Source organism: Cupriavidus pauculus (genome assembly GCF_003854935.1).
GTDB lineage: Bacteria > Pseudomonadota > Gammaproteobacteria > Burkholderiales > Burkholderiaceae > Cupriavidus > Cupriavidus pauculus_C.
Map to the genome: position 1 here is coordinate 2,502,012 of NZ_CP033969.1, position 16,348 is coordinate 2,518,359.

The window sequence follows — 16,348 nt, forward strand, 5'->3', positions numbered from 1 at the left end:
ATGACCGCCAAGAACGAAGGCGCGCGGGCTCCGGCCCCCGCGCCCGCCGGCGCATTGCCGGCCGACGCCTCTCCCGCCGAGCGCGTGCAATGGCTGCGCGCCGAACTCGATCGGCATAGCTACCAGTACTACGTGCTCGATGCGCCGACCATCCCCGACGCCGACTACGACGCGCTGTTCAGCGAGCTGCAGGCGCTGGAAACCGAGCATCCCGACCTGCTGACCGACGACTCGCCCACCCAGCGCGTGGGCGGGGCGCCGCTGGCCGCGTTCGACACGGTGCGCCACCGCGTGCCGATGCTGTCGCTGAACAACGGGTTCGAGGACGAGGACGTGGTCAACTTCGACCGCCGCTGCGCGCAGGGGCTGGGCCGGACCGCCGTGGCCGCGCCGGCCGACGACCTGTTCAGCGCCGCCGAGGCGGACGACAACGGCGTGGAATATAGCTGCGAACTGAAGTTCGACGGCCTGGCGATGTCGCTGCGTTACGAGGACGGCCGGCTCGTGCAGGCCGCCACGCGCGGCGACGGCGAGACCGGCGAGGACGTGACCGCCAACGTGCGGACGATCAAGGCCATCCCGCTGAAGCTGCGCGGCAAGGCACCGGCCGTGCTGGAAGTGCGCGGCGAGGTGTTCATGTACCGCGCCGATTTCGACAAGCTCAACGCGCGCCAGGCCGAGGCCGGCGAGAAGACCTTCGTCAACCCGCGCAACGCCGCCGCCGGCAGCCTGCGCCAGCTGGACCCGCGCATCACGGCCAGGCGGCCGCTGTCGTTCTTTGCCTACGGGCTGGGCGAGCTGGAGGGCGCCGAGCGCCCGCCCACGCACGCGGTGATGCTGGACGGGTTTGCCGCGCTGGGCCTGCCCGTCTGCGACGAGCGCCGGGTGGTGAAGGGCGCCCAGGGGCTGCTGTCGTTCCATCGTGACATCGGCGCCCGGCGCGACCAGTTGCCGTACGACATCGACGGCGTGGTGTACAAGGTCAATGCGATTCCCGAGCAGGAGCAACTGGGCTTTGTCTCCCGCGCGCCGCGCTTTGCGCTGGCGCACAAGTTCCCGGCCCAGGAGATGACCACGACGGTCGAGGACATCGAGGTGCAGGTCGGCCGCACCGGCGCGATCACCCCGGTGGCGCGGCTGGCGCCCGTGTTCGTGGGCGGCGTGACGGTGACCAACGCCACGCTGCACAACGAGGACGAGATCCGCCGCAAGGACGTGCACGTGGGCGATACGGTGATCGTGCGGCGTGCCGGCGACGTCATCCCCGAGGTGGTGGCCGTGGTGCTGGAACGCCGCCCGGCCGACGCCCGCGCGTTCGTGATGCCTACCGCGTGCCCGGTGTGCGGGTCGCACGTCGAGAAGCTGGAAGGCGAGGCCGTGGCGCGCTGCACGGGCGGGCTGATCTGCGCGGCGCAGCGCAAGCAGGCGCTGATCCACTTCGCGCAGCGGCGCGCAATGGACATCGACGGGCTGGGCGACAAGATCGTCGAGCAGCTGGTGGACATGGGCGTCGTCCGCACGCCGGCCGACCTCTACAAGCTCGGCGTGGCCAAGCTGGCTGCGCTGGACCGCATGGCCGACAAGTCGGCGACGAACCTCGTGGCTGCCATCGACAAGTCGCGGTCCACCACGCTGAACCGGTTCATCTTCGCGCTGGGCATCCGCCATGTCGGCGAGGCCACGGCCAAGGACCTGGCCAAGCACTTCGGCAAGCTCGACAACCTGCTGGCGGCCGACGAGGCCGCGCTGCTGGAAGTCAACGACGTGGGGCCGGTCGTGGCCCAGTCGATCGCGGGCTTTCTGGCCGAATCGCACAACGTCGAGGTGATCGAACAGCTTCGCGCGGCGGGCGTACACTGGCCGGAATCGGAGCCCACGGCCCGCGCGCCGCTGCCGCTGGCCGGCAAGACCATCGTGCTGACCGGCACGCTGCCGACGCTGTCGCGCGAGGACGCCAAGGAAAAGCTGGAGGCCGCCGGCGCCAAGGTGGCGGGCTCCGTGTCGAAGAAGACCGACTACGTGGTGGCCGGCGCCGAGGCGGGCAGCAAGCTGGAGAAGGCCCAGGCCCTGGGCGTGCCCGTGCTGGACGAGGACGGGATGCTGAAGCTGCTGGCCGACGCCGGCGAAGGAGAGCCACAATGATCCGCGAAATCCTGAAGATGGGCGATCCCCGGCTGCTGCAGCAGGCGCGGCCCGTGACGCAGTTCAACACGCCAGAGCTGCGGCTGCTGATCGACGACATGTTCGACACGATGGAACACGCCAACGGCGCCGGCCTGGCCGCGCCGCAGATCGGCGTCGACCTGCAGGTGGTGATCTTCGGCTTCGACCGGAATCCGCGCTACCCGGACGCGCCCACCGTGCCCAAGACCGTGCTGATCAACCCGGTGCTGGAGCCGCTGTCCGACGAGATGGAGGAGGGCTGGGAAGGCTGCCTGTCGGTGCCGGGGCTGCGCGGCGTGGTGCCACGCCACCTGCGGCTCAGGTACTCGGGCTTCGACATGCTCGGCAACCCGATCGAGCGCGTGGCCGAAGGCTTCCACGCCCGTGTGGTCCAGCACGAATGCGACCACCTGATCGGCGTGCTGTACCCGATGCGCATCAAGGATTTCACGCGGTTCGGGTTCACGGAGATCCTGTTTCCGGAACTGCCGGCGAATTACGACGATTGAGGTTGGGGGGGATGGCTGGATCGTCGCGGCTTGCGGCGCTGGCCCTCTCCCCCGGCCCCTCTCCCGCAGGCGGGAGAGGGGAGACCACAGACGGGAGATCGAGCTTGAACTGGCCCTTGGTTTGCTCCCCTCTCCCGCGCGCGGGAGAGGGGCCGGGGGAGAGGGCGCCGAGCTTCTGCTTGCCGACTCGTCCCCGCAAGCCCCCAACTCAGAACTTCTCGAACTGCCCCAGGAAGCGCCACTTGCCCGGCGGCAGGTCGCCCAGGGCGATGCGGCCCATGCGGACGCGCTTCAGGCCCACCACCTTGAGCCCCACCTGTTCGCACATGCGGCGGATCTGGCGCTTGCGGCCTTCGCGCAGCACGAAGCGTAGCTGCTCCTCGTTCTGCCAGCTCACCTTGGCCGGCTTCAGCGCCACGCCGTCGAGCGACAGGCCGAAGCGCAGCCGCTCCAGCAGGTCTTCCGGGAAGACCGCGCTGATATTGCGTTCCACCGGCCCCTGCGGCGATTCCCAGACCACGCGCACCAGGTATTCCTTCTCGACGGTGGAGTCGTCGCCGATCAGCGCGCGCGCCACGCGGCCGTCCTGCGTCAGCACCAGCAGGCCCGTGGAATCGATGTCGAGCCGGCCGGCCGGGGCCAGGTTCTTGCGCTGCCAGGGCGCAAAGCGCTTGCGCGTGGGGTCCTCTTCCCACTGGTTCTCGGGCGCGAACAGCACCGCGGCGGGCTCGTAGCCGTCCTCGGCCTGGCCGGACACGTAGCCGACCGGCTTGTTCAGCAGCACGGTCACGCGCTCGCCCTGCTCGGAGCGGGCTTCCTGCCGGATCTCGATCTCGGCGTCGGGGCGCACGCGGGTGCCCAGTTCGGTGATCGGCTCGCCGTCCACCAGCACCCAGCCGAGCGGGATCCACTCGTCGGCCTCGCGGCGCGAGCACAGGCCCAGTTCGGACATGCGCTTGGACAGCCGCACCAGCCCGTCCTCGCGCGGCTCGGCAGCCGGCTGCGGGGCGGGGCGCTCGGCCCGGTCGGTCCGCTCGCCGCGCTCGGGGCGCGCCGGACGGGCGCGGTCGGCGGAATCGCTGAAACGACGCGCCGGCGCAGTGCCACGGCGCGGCGCGGCATCATCCCGTCGCGGCCGCTCGGCCCGCGCGTCATCGCCAAAGCGACGCGGGCGCTCGTCGCGCTCGCCTTCGAAGCGGCGGGGACGGTCGGTGCGCTCGCCTTCGAAGCGGCGGGGCTGCTCGGTGCGTTCGCCTTCAAAGCGGCGTGGACGCTCGGTGCGCTCGCCTTCGAAGCGGCGGGGTTGATCGGTACGCTCGCCTTCGAAACGGCGGGGGCGCTCGGTGCGCTCGCCTTCGAAGCGGCGGGGTTGATCGGTACGCTCGCCTTCGAAGCGGCGCGGACGCTCGGTGCGCTCGCCTTCGAAACGACGGGGACGCTCGGTGCGCTCGCCCTCAAAGCGGCGGGGGCGCTCGGTGCGCTCGCCCTCAAAGCGGCGGGGGCGCTCGGTGCGTTCGCCTTCGAAGCGGCGGGGCTGCTCGGTGCGCTCGCCTTCGAAGCGGCGCGGACGCTCGGTGCGCTCGCCTTCAAAACGGCGGGGGCGCTCGGTGCGCTCGCCTTCGAAGCGTCGTGGACGCTCGGTGCGCTCGCCTTCGAAACGACGGGGGCGCTCGGTCCGCTCGCCTTCAAATCGACGCGGGCGCTCGTCGCGCTCGCCTTCGAAGCGGCGCGGGGCCCGCTCGCCGTCGGCCGGGCGGGGACGCGCCGGGCGGGCCTGGCGATCCTGGCGCGGTGCCGTGTCGGCCGGCGCGGGCTTGCGCTTGTCCTTGTCGGCCGCGCGTTCCTTGGCCTGCTTGATGCCGGAGACCACGTCCTGCACGCGCTTGCGGTTCAGGTCCGACACGCGCACCGGGCGGGTGGCCTTGCGGGGCGCGCCCGAGGTGGAGGCCTTGACGCCCAGTGTCTTGCGGCCGGAGGTATTGCTGTCTGTCATATCTTTCCAAGCGCTCGCGCGCCGGCCATCGGGGGATCAGATGGCCAGCGCGTCGAGCAAATCCTGTTCCACTTGAATCTGCAATCGGTTGTCGGCGGTCAGGCGCGAGCCATCGACCAGGAACACGTCTTCCACGCGTTCGCCGAGGGTGTTGATGCGCGCCGAATGGACGGACACGCGGTATTTGGCCAGCACGCGGGCAATGGCGTACAGCAGGCCGGTGCGGTCGTTGGCCGACACCGACAGCAGGTAGTACTGGCCGCGCTCGTCGGGGCGCAGGTCCACGCGCGGCTTGATCGGGAAGCTGCGCGACTGGCGCGACAGCCGGCCCTGCGTCGGCTCGGGCAGCGGGCACTCCAGGCGCACGCGCTCGGCCAGTTCATGCTCGACCAGCGCCAGGATGTCGCGGTAGTCGCCGGCCAGGCCGGGGTCGGTGATCTGGAACGTGTCCAGCGCGTAGCCGTCGCGCGTGGTCTCGATCTTGGCATCCTGGATCGAGAACGCCTTGCGCTCGAAATAGCCGCAGATGCGCGCGAACAGGTCCGGCTGGTCCTTGATGTAGACCACCACCTGCAGCCCCTCGCCGGCGGGCGACACGCGGGCCTTGACCACCGGGTTGGCGCTGTTGACCTGGTTGAACAGGTGCCGCGTGACCCACGCGATGTCGCGCGCATCGTGCCGCATGAAGAACGACATGTCGAGCTTGTCCCACAACGGCTTGGCCAGCTCGGGGTCGAACGCCTTCAGGCGCAGCTGGGCGATGGTGTCGTCGCGCTTCTGGGCCCACAGCGAGTGCTGGTCCAGCCGGGCGCCGCCCAGCACGCGCAGCGTGATGCGGTACAGGTCTTCCAGCAGCTTGCCCTTCCAGGCGTTCCACACCTTCGGGCTGGTGCCGCGGATGTCGGCCACGGTCAGCAGGTAGAGCGCGGTCAGGTAGCGCTCGTTGCCGACCACGTCGGCAAACGCCTTCACCACGTCCGGGTCCGTCAGGTCCTGCTTCTGGGCAACGTGGCTCATCGTCAGGTGGTGCTCGACAAGCCAGGCGATCAGGTCGGTGTCCTCGCGGGAGATGCCGTGCTGCCTGCAGAAGCGCCGCGCATCGACGGTGCCGAGCTTCGAATGGTCGCCGCCGCGGCCCTTGGCGATGTCGTGGAACAGCGCCGCCACCCAGAGCACCCACGGACGGTCGAACCCGGCCATCAGCTGGCTGCAGAACGGGAATTCGTGGGTGTGCTCGACGATGGCGAAGCGGCGCATGTTGCGCACGACCATCAGGATGTGCTGGTCCACGGTGTAGACGTGGAACAGGTCGTGCTGCATCTGGCCGACGATGCGCCGGAAATTGATCAGGTAGCGGCCCAGCACGCTGGTCTGGTTCATCAGCCGCAGCGCGTGGGTGATGCCCTGCGGCTCCTGCACGATGGCCAGGAACAGCTTGCGGTTGACCGGATCGTTGCGCCAGCTTGCGTCCATCACCGTACGCGCGTTGTACAGGCCGCGCAGCGTGCGGGGCGACAGGCCCTTCACGCCCGGGGTGCGCTCGTAGAGCAGGAACGTTTCCAGGATGGCGTGCGGCTCGCGCTCGTAGAGGTCGTCGCTGGTGATCTCCAGCATGCCCTGGCGCTCGACGAACCGTTCGTTGATCTCGCGCGTGACCATCGACTCGCTCGGAAAGAGCATGGCCTCGATGTTCAGCAGCAGCACGCTGTTGAGCTGCGTGACCGCCTTGGCCGCCCAGTAATAGCGGCGCATGAGCTGCTCGCTGGCGCGCTTGTGCGTGGTCTGGCGGTAGCCGAACGATTCGGCCAGCGCGGTCTGCATGTCGAAGACCAGCACGTCCTGGCGGCGGCCGGCCAGCAAATGCAGCCGGGCGCGGATGGTGCGCAGCAGCCGTTCGTTGCGGGCCAGTTCCTGCGACTCGCGCTCGGTCAGCAGGCCGCGCTCGAACAGTTGCTTCCAGCTATCGCCCAGGCCGGCCGCCTTGGTCATCCACAGGATCACCTGCAGGTCGCGCAGGCCGCCGGGGCTTTCCTTGCAGTTTGGCTCCAGCGCGTACGGCGTGTCCTGGTACTTGGCGTGGCGCTGGCGCAGTTCCAGCAGCTTGGCCTGGAAGAAGTCGGCCGCGTCCATGTCGGCCTGGTAGCGCTGCTGCAGCTCGCCGAACAGCGGCCTGCTGCCGGTCAGCAGCCGGGCTTCCAGCAGCGACGTACGGATGGTGATGTCGGCGGCGGATTCGCGGATGCAATCGTCCACGGTGCGCACCGACGAGCCGATCTCAAGGCCCAGGTCCCAGCACAGGCCGATGAAGCGCTCCAGGCGGCTGGCCGTGTCGGCATCGGGCTCGTCGCGCAGCAACAGCAGCACGTCGACATCGGAATGCGGGAACAGCTCGCCGCGGCCGTAGCCGCCGACGGCCACCAGCGCGGCCGAATCGGGCAGTTCCAGCCCCGTCCAGGCGTCGATCAGCGCGGCATCGACGGCGCGGCGCAGCCGGGTGACCAGCGGCATCACCTGGTTGCTGGCGTCGAATTCGGCAAACAGGGCCTGCTTGGCGGCCTTGAGCGCGTCGCGTATGCGCTGGCAGAGCAGCAGTTCCGGCGTGGTGTCCATGGGCGGTTCGAAGGTGGGCGCGGGCACGGCTGGAAGAAGAAAGGGCGCCTTGGTGGGCGCCCTGGCTATCGGTGCGGGATCAGGCCGCTACGGTGTCGGTGATGAAGGCCGGCGGCACGGGCGAGCCTTCGGACAGCGTCAGCACCTCGTAGCCGGTCTCCGTCACCAGCACCGTGTGCTCCCACTGGGCCGACAGGCTGCGGTCGCGCGTCTTGACCGTCCACTGGTCGGGCATCGTGCGGATGTCGCGCTTGCCGGCGTTGATCATCGGCTCCACGGTGAAGATCATGCCGGTCTTGATCTCCATGCCGGTGTTCGGGCGGCCGTAATGGAGGATCTGCGGGTCCGAGTGGAATACCTTGCCGATGCCGTGGCCGCAGTACTCGCGCACCACGCTGTAGCCGGCGCCTTCCGCGTGCTGCTGGATGGCGTGGCCGATATCGCCAAGCCGGGCGCCGTTGCGCACCTGCTGGATACCCTTCCACATGCATTCATAGGTCACCTGCGCCAGGCGCTTGGCCAGGATCGATGCCTCGCCCACCACGAACATGCGGCTGGTATCGCCGTAGTAGCCGTCCTTGGTGATGACCGTGATGTCGAGGTTGACCACGTCGCCGCTCTTGAGCACGCGGTCGCCGGGAATGCCGTGGCAGATCACGTCGTTGACCGACGTGCAGATGGCGCCGGGGAAGGGCGGGTAGCCCGGCGGCGCGTAGTTCAGCGGGGCCGGCACGGTGCCTTGCACGTCACGCATGTAGGTGTGGCAAAGGCGGTCGAGTTCGCCGGTCGTCACGCCGGCCTTGACGAACGGGGTGATGTAGTCGAGGACTTCGGAGGCAAGGCGGCAAGCCACGCGCATGTGGGCGATGTCTTCGGCGGTATTGATATGGATGCTCATGCTGCTTCGCCTGAAATGTGATGGCCCAGCCACTGACTGCGCCTGAAACTGTTCGCAAAGCGGGATTATCTCACCTTCGTGACGAGAAAGCAGGGATTTGCGGGGCGGCCCTGGGCCGCCGATCCGCGGCGGGGCCGTCCTTGTGCATCGCAATAAGGGCTTGAGCGACCGGCCGCTTTGTTGTTACAATCGCGGGCTGACTTGCCGTTGGTCCGGAACCGGGCTGCGGGGGTCGGTAAATCGAACTGTTTGTAAATCGCTGGTCCGCCCATCCGGGGTGTTCCTTTTCAGGAATGTCGGGGCGGACTTCAGACTAAACCCTTTTGGAGTCCCTCACATGTCCGTGACCATGCGCGAAATGCTGGAAGCCGGTTGCCACTTTGGCCACCAGACCCGCTTCTGGAACCCGAAGATGGCCCCCTTCATCTTCGGTCATCGCAACAAGATCCACATCATCAACCTCGAAAAGACCCTGCCGATGTTCCAGGACGCGCTGAAGTACGTGCGTCAACTGGCAGCAAACCGCGGCACCGTGCTTTTCGTGGGTACCAAGCGTCAGTCGCGCGAGATCCTGGCCGAGGAAGCCGGCCGCGCCGGCATGCCCTACGTCGATGCCCGCTGGCTCGGCGGCATGCTGACCAACTTCAAGACCGTCAAGATCTCGATCAAGCGCCTGAAGGACATGGAAGCCGCCAAGGAAGCCGGCGCGCTGGAAACCATGAGCAAGAAGGAAGCGCTGATGTTCGAGCGCGAGATGGAAAAGCTGGAAAAGTCCATCGGCGGCATCAAGGACATGGGCGGCGTGCCTGACGCCATCTTCGTGGTGGACGTCGGCTACCACAAGATCGCCGTGACCGAAGCCAACAAGCTGGGCATCCCCGTGATCGGCGTGGTCGACACGAACCACACGCCGGAAGGCATCGACTACGTGATCCCGGGTAACGACGACTCGAGCAAGGCCGTGGCCCTGTACGTGCGCGGCGTGGCCGACGCCATCCTGGAAGGCCGCGCCAATGCGGTCCAGGAAGTGGTGGAAGCCGCTCGCGGCGACGACGAATTCGTCGAAGTCCAGGAAGGCTGATTGCCCGCTGGCGCCTGAGGCCGGGACACACCGGCCGCCGGCGCCCGCCCTGCGGCAACCAAGAAAGGGGGCACTTCTGGCGCCCCCTTTTTGCAAACAGATTCAGTTGTCATCCGCCGCGGATAGCATCTGCCCCGGATGAAGCCAACCAAATCAAGGAGTGACAAATGGCGGCAATTACCGCAAGCATGGTTGCAGAACTGCGCGCAAAGACCGACGCGCCGATGATGGAATGCAAGAAGGCCCTGACGGAGGCCGACGGCGATCTGGACAAGGCTGAAGAGCTGCTGCGCGTGAAGCTGGGCAACAAGGCCAGCAAGGCCGCGTCGCGCGTGACCGCCGAGGGCATCGTGTCGACGTTTATCGACGGCACGACCGGCGCGCTGGTCGAACTGAACTGCGAAACCGACTTCGTGTCGAAGAACGACGACTTCCTGGGCTTCGGCGCCAAGGTTGCCGAGCTGGTGGCCAAGCAGGCCCCGGCCGACGTGGCAGCCCTGTCGGCCCTGGAACTGGACGGCTCGACGGTCGACGCCGTGCGCGCCGCCCTGATCGGCAAGATCGGCGAGAACATGACGATCCGCCGCTTCGTGCGCTACGCCAACGGCGGCAAGCTGGCTTCGTACCTGCACGGCACCCGCATCGGCGTGATGGTCGAGTTCGACGGCGACGAAGTGGCCGCCAAGGACGTGGCCATGCACGTGGCCGCCATGAAGCCGGTGTCGCTGTCGTCGGAACAGGTGCCCGCCGAGCTGATCGCCAAGGAGCGCAGCATCGCCGAGCAGAAGGCTGCCGAGTCGGGTAAGCCGGCCGAGATCGCCGCCAAGATGGTGGAAGGTTCGGTCCAGAAGTACCTGAAGGAAGTGTCGCTGCTGAACCAGCCGTTCGTGAAGAACGACAAGCAGACCGTCGAGCAGATGCTGAAGGCCGCCAACACGACCGTGAAGGGCTTTACGCTGTTCGTGGTGGGCGAAGGCATCGAGAAGAAGCAGGACGACTTTGCCGCTGAAGTGGCTGCCCAGGTGGCCGCCGCCCAGAAGGCCTGATGTCCGGGTGGCGGGGCGGGTTTCCCTCGCGGGATGCCCGGCCTGCCACCGTATAATGCCGAGGGGCGCCGAAAGGTGCCCCTCTGCACAAGTGCGGGCGCCACGGCGCCGGTACCAGTCAGTTTTCGCAGTCACCGGCGATCTACGCGTTTTTTAGCGGCGCGTTGCACGCAGATGACGGCGAAAACCGGCTTTCGAGCTGTCTAGCAGTCCATATTCATGCGCGGCCGGTGCGCAGTTGCGTTGTGCCGCCCGCGTCCATCCATCCGTTCAAACGAGCGATCTAGAACCTGCCCGAGGGTGAACATGCCAGCCTACAAGCGCGTCCTTCTGAAACTGTCCGGTGAGGCCCTGATGGGCGACGATGCCTTCGGCATCAACCGGGCGACCATCGAAGGCATGGTCAACGACATTGCCGAAATCGTGAAGCTGGGCGTCCAGGTGGCCGTGGTCATCGGCGGCGGCAACATCTTCCGCGGCGTGGCCGGCGGCGCGGCCGGCATGGACCGTGCCACGGCCGACTACATGGGCATGCTGGCCACCATGATGAACGCATTGGCCCTGCAGGACGCCATGCGCCACGCCAACATCGAGGGCCGCGTGCAGTCGGCCCTGCGCATGGACCAGGTGGTCGAGCCCTACATCCGCCCCCGCGCCATCCGCCAGCTTGAAGAGGGCAAGGTGGTGATCTTTGCCGCCGGCACCGGCAACCCGTTCTTCACGACCGACACGGCCGCCGCGCTGCGCGGGTCGGAAATCGGCGCCGAGATCGTGCTGAAGGCCACCAAGGTGGACGGCGTCTACACGGCCGACCCCAAGAAGGACCCGAGCGCCACCCGCTACGCCACCATTTCGTTCGACGAAGCCATTTCCCGCAACCTCCAGGTCATGGACGCCACCGCCTTTGCGCTGTGCCGCGACCAGAAGCTGCCGATCAAGGTGTTCTCGATCGTGAAGCCGGGTGCCCTGAAGCGCGTGATCCTGGGTGAGGACGAAGGTACGCTAGTGCACGTTTAATCGGCGCGGACCGCATCAGAATGCGGATTCGGTCCGGCCTGAGAGTAGAATGTTTCATTTTCGATCCCGCCGTGCGGGGTCCTGTCTGGCAGTTTCCCGGAGGTAAACATGACCGTCGCCGACACCAAGAAGAGCGCCGAGCAGAAAATGCAGAAGTCGATCGAAGCCTTCAGGGCCGATCTGGCGAAAATCCGTACCGGCCGTGCGCATACCGGCCTGCTCGATCACGTCCAGGTGGATTACTACGGCTCGCTGGTGCCGATCAGCCAGGTGGCCAACGTCGGCCTGGGCGACGCCCGCACGATTACCGTGCAGCCGTGGGAAAAGAAGATGGTGCAGGCCGTGGAAAAGGCGATCCGCGACGCCGACCTGGGCCTGAATCCGGCCACGATGGGTGATGTCATCCGCGTGCCGATGCCCCCGCTGACCGAAGAGCGCCGCAAGGAGCTGATCAAGGTGGTCAAGAGCGAGGCCGAGGGTGCCAAGGTGGCCGTGCGCAACCTGCGCCGCGACGCCAACGAGCAGTTCAAGAAGCTCGTCAAGGACAAGACCATCTCGGAAGACGACGAGCGCCGCGGCGCCGACGACGTCCAGAAGCTGACCGACAAGTACGTCGGCGAAATCGACAAGCTGGTCGCCGAGAAAGAGAAGGAGATCATGACGGTGTAAGGCCGTCCCGGCGGCACGTCCGCCGGGGTAGCTCCCACTGTCGGCCAATCCATGCAGCATATCAGTTCGACGCTCGGCGTTCCCGATACCACCTATGTGCCACGACACGTTGCCATCATCATGGATGGCAACGGCCGCTGGGCGACGCAGCGTCATCTGCCGCGCGTGGCAGGCCACACCCGGGGCCTGGATACGGTGCGCGACATCGTCCAGGCGTGCGCCGCGCGCGGCGTGCAGTACCTGACGCTGTTCGCGTTCAGTTCCGAGAACTGGCGGCGCCCGGCCGACGAAGTGTCGTTCCTGATGCGCCTGTTCATGACCGCGCTGCGCCGCGAGGTGGTGCGGATGCACGCCAACAACATCCGGCTACGCGTGGTGGGCGACCTGGTGCGCTTCAGCCCCCGCATCCAGCAGATGATCAAGGACGCGGAGGCCCGCACGGCCGCCAACACCGGCCTGACCGTGACCATCGCTGCCAACTACGGCGGGCGCTGGGACCTGCTGCAGGCCATGCGCAAGATGCTGGCCCGTTCGCCGATGCTGGACAGCGAATCGGTCGACGAATCGATGCTGGCGCCGCACCTGGCCATGGCCTATGCGCCCGAGCCGGACCTGTTCATCCGCACCGGCGGCGAGCAGCGCATCAGCAATTTCCTGCTCTGGCAGCTTGCCTACACCGAGCTGTATTTCACCGATACGTTCTGGCCCGATTTCGACGCCGCCGAACTCGACAAGGCCTTTGCTTCCTACCGCCAGCGCGAGCGCCGCTTTGGCCGGACCAGCGCCCAAGTGGTGGCGCCGGGCCTGTCGGGAACGGCCTGAGCGCGGCCATCCAACCTCCACGGGAACCGCAGCCGCATGCTTCTGACCCGCGTTATCACCGCCGTATGCCTGTTGCTGTTGATCCTGCCGATCCTGTTCCTGGCGCCGCCCACGGCGCTGGCGGTGCTGGTGGCGGTCATCGTCCTGCTGGGCGGATGGGAATTTGCCCGCCTGATCGGCCTGCGCCGGCCTTGGACCTATGTCTACGCCGCGGCCTGCCTGCTGGCGTTGCTGGCGTGGCACCTGGCGCCGTCGGGCTACGCGATCGACTGGCTGCTTGAAGCGTCGCTAGTGGCGTGGGGCGTGGCAGTGGTGCTGCTGGCCCGGGGCGTGCGCAAGGCCACGCCGGGTTTCACGGCGCTGGGCGCCGTGCTGGGGCTGATCATGCTGCCGGCCTTCGGCCACGCGGTGATGGTGCTGCGTGCCGCCGGCGTGGGCGTGCTGCTGAGCGCCGCCGTGCTGGTCTGGGCGGCCGACGTGGGCGCCTATTTTGTCGGCAAGGCCATCGGCCGGCGCAAGCTGGCGCCGACCATCAGCCCCGGCAAGTCCTGGGAAGGCGCCATCGGCGGCTGGCTGCTGGCGATGATCGTCGCGCTGGGCCTGGCGGCCACCCATGCGTTTGCCCCGACCTGGTATTCGCTGGTGGCGGACAAGGGCGGCCTCGGCCTGCTGGCCGTGCTGACGACGCTGCTCGTGGCGGCCAGCGTGGTGGGCGACCTCTTCGAATCCCTGCTCAAGCGGCAGGTCGGCATCAAGGACAGCAGCCGGCTGCTGCCCGGCCACGGCGGCGTGCTCGACCGCATCGACGCGCTGATCCCGGTGCTGCCGCTGGCGGCGCTGCTGCTGGCCTGGGTCTGATCAACTGAATTCCTCCGTCATATGCAACGCATTACGATTCTGGGCGCCACGGGTTCCATCGGCGAAAGCACACTCGACGTGGTGCGCCGCCATCCGGACCGCTATACCGTGCACGCGCTCAGCGCTCATCGGCAAGTGGACAAGCTGGCCGCCGCCTGTGCCGAATTCCGGCCCGCGCGGGCGGTGGTGGGGTCCGCCGAGGCCGCGGGCGAGCTGGAAGCCAGGCTGCGCGCGGCCGGCGTGCCTACCGAGGTCAGCCACGGCCCGGAAGCGCTGGAGTCGATCGCCTCGGACGCAGGCACCGATGCCGTGATGGCCGCCATCGTCGGCGCGGCCGGCCTGCGTTCGTCGCTGGCCGCCGCCCGGGCGGGCAAGCGCGTGCTGCTGGCCAACAAGGAATCGCTGGTCATGTCCGGCGGCATCTTCATGGATGCGGTGCAGCATCACGGCGCCACGCTGCTGCCGATCGACAGCGAACACAACGCGATCTTCCAGTGCCTGCCGACCAGCGACCCGCGCTATGGCGCCGGGGTATCGAAGGTGCTGCTGACGGCCTCGGGCGGGCCGTTCCGTACGCGCGATCCGTCCACGCTGCACGACATCACGCCCGACCAGGCATGCGCCCACCCCAAGTGGGTCATGGGCCGCAAGATCTCGGTGGATTCAGCCACCATGATGAACAAGGGGCTCGAAGTCATCGAGGCTCACTGGCTCTTTGGCGCGCCGGCGGACAAGATCGAGGTGCTGATTCACCCGCAGAGCATCGTCCATTCGATGGTGGCCTATGCCGACGGATCGGTGCTGGCCCAGCTCGGCAATCCGGACATGCGCACGCCGATCGCCTACGGCATGGCCTATCCGGAGCGGATCGACTCGGGCGTCACGCCGCTGGACCTGACCGTGGCCGGCGGACTGCATTTTGAGACTCCGGACCTTGAGCGCTTCCCGTGCCTCGGGCTAGCCTTCGATGCATTGCGTGCGGGCGGCGTGGCGCCGGCCGTGCTGAACGCGGCCAACGAGGTCGCCGTGGAGGCGTTCCTGGCCGGTAGTATCCGGTTCACGGACATCGCCCGGCTGGTGGCCGGGGTGCTGGAGCAGCCCGCCGACGGCGACGCCGGATCGCTGGAAGGCGTGCTGGCGGCCGACGCCGCCGCACGGGACGCCGCCCAGGCGCTGCTGAAATCATTGGCCAGCCGTTGACCACCGTCGCGGCCCGGCCCGGATCTGGAAAGGGGGATTTGCCATGCAAACCGTGATCGCGTTTATCGTCGCCCTCTGCGTCCTGATCTTCGTGCACGAGATGGGCCACTACCTGGCCGCCCGCGCCTGCGGGGTCAAGGTGCTGCGGTTCTCCATCGGCTTTGGCCGCCCGCTGGCGCGCTGGGTCAGCAAGGGCCGGGACCGGACCGAATGGACGCTCGCGGCCATTCCGCTCGGCGGCTACGTCAAGATGCTGGACGAGCGGGAGCGTGATCCGGAGACCGATCCGCCCATCGATGCCGCCGAACTGCCGCGCGCGTTCAACCGGCAGCCGGTCGGCAAGCGGTTCGTGATCGTCGCGGCCGGTCCGCTGGCCAACTTTGCGCTGGCCATCGCGCTGTATCTGGTGCTGTTTGCCGGCGGCATGCGCGAGCCGGTGCCGGTGCTGACGACGCCCGCGGCCGGCACGGTGGCGGCCGAGGCCGGGGTGCGGGACGGCGACCGCGTGCTGTCGCTTGCGGCGAACGGCCAGACCGAGCCGGTCCGTTCCTGGAACGACCTGCGCATGGCCGTGTTCGCCCAGGGTTTTGGCGATGCCCGCGCGGTGCTGCGGGTGCGGGGCGCCGACGGCGCCGAACGCGACGTCACGCTGGGCCGGCTGCCCGATACGGGCGGCAATCCGGAACAGGATCCGCTGGCCACGCTGGGGCTGGCGCTCAAGGGCGGCCCCGTCACCATCACCGAGATCGTCGCCGATTCGGCCGCCCAGCGGGCTGGGCTACGCGCCGGTGACAAGGTACTGGCCTGGCAGGGCCAGCCGCTGACGCAGGCCGGGGAGCTGATCCGGGGCGTGCGTGCACGGCCGGGGCAAGACGTTACGCTCGGCATCGAACGCGGCGGACAGCGGCTGGACGTGGCCGTGAAGCTGGACGCCGCGGCCGGCGGCAAGTCCGACGCGGACGGCACGCCGGCGGCCACGGTCGGCAAGCTGGGCGCCGCGCTGAACCAGGCGGTCCAGACCGAGGTCGTGCGCTACCCGTTCGCCCAGGCGCTGGCCCGGGCGGCGGACCAGGTCTGGGACACCAGCACGCTGTCGCTGAAGCTGCTTGGGAAAATGCTGGTGGGGCAGGCGTCGCTGCAGAACCTGAGCGGTCCGCTGACCGTGGCGGACTACGCCGGACGCGCCGCCAACATGGGCTGGCAGCCGTTCGTGAGCTTCCTGGCGCTGGTCAGCGTGAGCCTCGGTGTACTGAATTTGTTACCCATTCCGGTGCTGGATGGGGGGCATTTGCTGTATTATTGCGTGGAATTTTTGACTGGCAGGCCTGTACCAGACCACTGGCAAGCGATGCTGCAGAAGGTCGGCATCGCGTGCATCTTGCTCCTGACCTCACTCGCTTTGTTCAATGACGTCAGCCGACTGTTTCTTGCGCGCGGCTAGTTTCGCGCAGCCGGAAACGTCTGTCCGCCGGGGGCGGTCGC

The 16,348-nt window shown here is 68.0% G+C and carries 13 protein-coding genes; 10 read left to right on the forward strand and 3 right to left on the reverse strand.

Annotation, left to right across the window (positions count from 1 at the left end; genetic code table 11):
- The gene (ligA, locus tag EHF44_RS13125; protein ID WP_124684142.1) at nt 1-2,142 is read left to right on the forward strand and encodes an NAD-dependent DNA ligase LigA; all 2,142 of its coding nucleotides are present in this window, start codon (nt 1-3) and stop codon (nt 2,140-2,142) included.
- Entirely contained in the window at nt 2,139-2,672 is a 534-nt protein-coding gene (gene def / locus EHF44_RS13130; protein ID WP_124684143.1) for a peptide deformylase, read from the forward strand. The genes ligA and def overlap by 4 nt, the downstream gene beginning before the upstream one ends.
- A gap of 208 nt (nt 2,673-2,880) precedes the next feature.
- Here def and EHF44_RS29010 read toward each other — a convergent pair whose 3' ends face one another.
- The 3 genes from EHF44_RS29010 to map form a co-directional block, all read right to left on the reverse strand.
- Entirely contained in the window at nt 2,881-4,665 is a 1,785-nt protein-coding gene (locus tag EHF44_RS29010; RefSeq protein WP_124684144.1) for a pseudouridine synthase, read from the reverse strand.
- 36 nt (nt 4,666-4,701) lie between these two features.
- Entirely contained in the window at nt 4,702-7,275 is a 2,574-nt protein-coding gene (locus EHF44_RS13140; RefSeq protein WP_124684145.1) for a [protein-PII] uridylyltransferase, read from the reverse strand.
- 79 nt (nt 7,276-7,354) lie between these two features.
- Nucleotides 7,355-8,173 (reverse strand): type I methionyl aminopeptidase, encoded by an 819-nt coding sequence (gene map / locus EHF44_RS13145; protein WP_124684146.1) that lies wholly within the window; start codon nt 8,171-8,173, stop codon nt 7,355-7,357.
- Between the two features lie 337 nt (nt 8,174-8,510).
- Between map and rpsB the strand changes: the two genes are divergently transcribed.
- The 8 genes from rpsB to rseP all read left to right on the forward strand — a co-directional run bounded on the left by rpsB (nt 8,511) and on the right by rseP (nt 16,307).
- Nucleotides 8,511-9,254 (forward strand): 30S ribosomal protein S2, encoded by a 744-nt coding sequence (rpsB, locus tag EHF44_RS13150; protein WP_124684147.1) that lies wholly within the window; start codon nt 8,511-8,513, stop codon nt 9,252-9,254.
- A gap of 167 nt (nt 9,255-9,421) precedes the next feature.
- Entirely contained in the window at nt 9,422-10,300 is an 879-nt protein-coding gene (tsf, locus tag EHF44_RS13155; protein WP_124684148.1) for a translation elongation factor Ts, read from the forward strand.
- A gap of 306 nt (nt 10,301-10,606) precedes the next feature.
- Nucleotides 10,607-11,317 (forward strand): UMP kinase, encoded by a 711-nt coding sequence (gene pyrH, locus EHF44_RS13160; protein WP_124684149.1) that lies wholly within the window; start codon nt 10,607-10,609, stop codon nt 11,315-11,317.
- A 108-nt stretch (nt 11,318-11,425) separates the two neighbouring features.
- Nucleotides 11,426-11,986, forward strand: a complete 561-nt coding sequence (gene frr / locus EHF44_RS13165; protein ID WP_124684150.1) for a ribosome recycling factor — start codon at nt 11,426-11,428, stop codon at nt 11,984-11,986.
- 51 nt (nt 11,987-12,037) lie between these two features.
- Entirely contained in the window at nt 12,038-12,808 is a 771-nt protein-coding gene (locus EHF44_RS13170; protein WP_124684151.1) for an isoprenyl transferase, read from the forward strand.
- A 36-nt stretch (nt 12,809-12,844) separates the two neighbouring features.
- Nucleotides 12,845-13,666 (forward strand): phosphatidate cytidylyltransferase, encoded by an 822-nt coding sequence (locus tag EHF44_RS13175; RefSeq protein ID WP_124684152.1) that lies wholly within the window; start codon nt 12,845-12,847, stop codon nt 13,664-13,666.
- Between the two features lie 21 nt (nt 13,667-13,687).
- Entirely contained in the window at nt 13,688-14,866 is a 1,179-nt protein-coding gene (gene ispC, locus EHF44_RS13180; RefSeq protein ID WP_124684153.1) for a 1-deoxy-D-xylulose-5-phosphate reductoisomerase, read from the forward strand.
- 43 nt (nt 14,867-14,909) lie between these two features.
- Nucleotides 14,910-16,307, forward strand: a complete 1,398-nt coding sequence (gene rseP / locus EHF44_RS13185; protein ID WP_124684154.1) for an RIP metalloprotease RseP — start codon at nt 14,910-14,912, stop codon at nt 16,305-16,307.
- Nucleotides 16,308-16,348 lie beyond the last annotated feature (41 nt).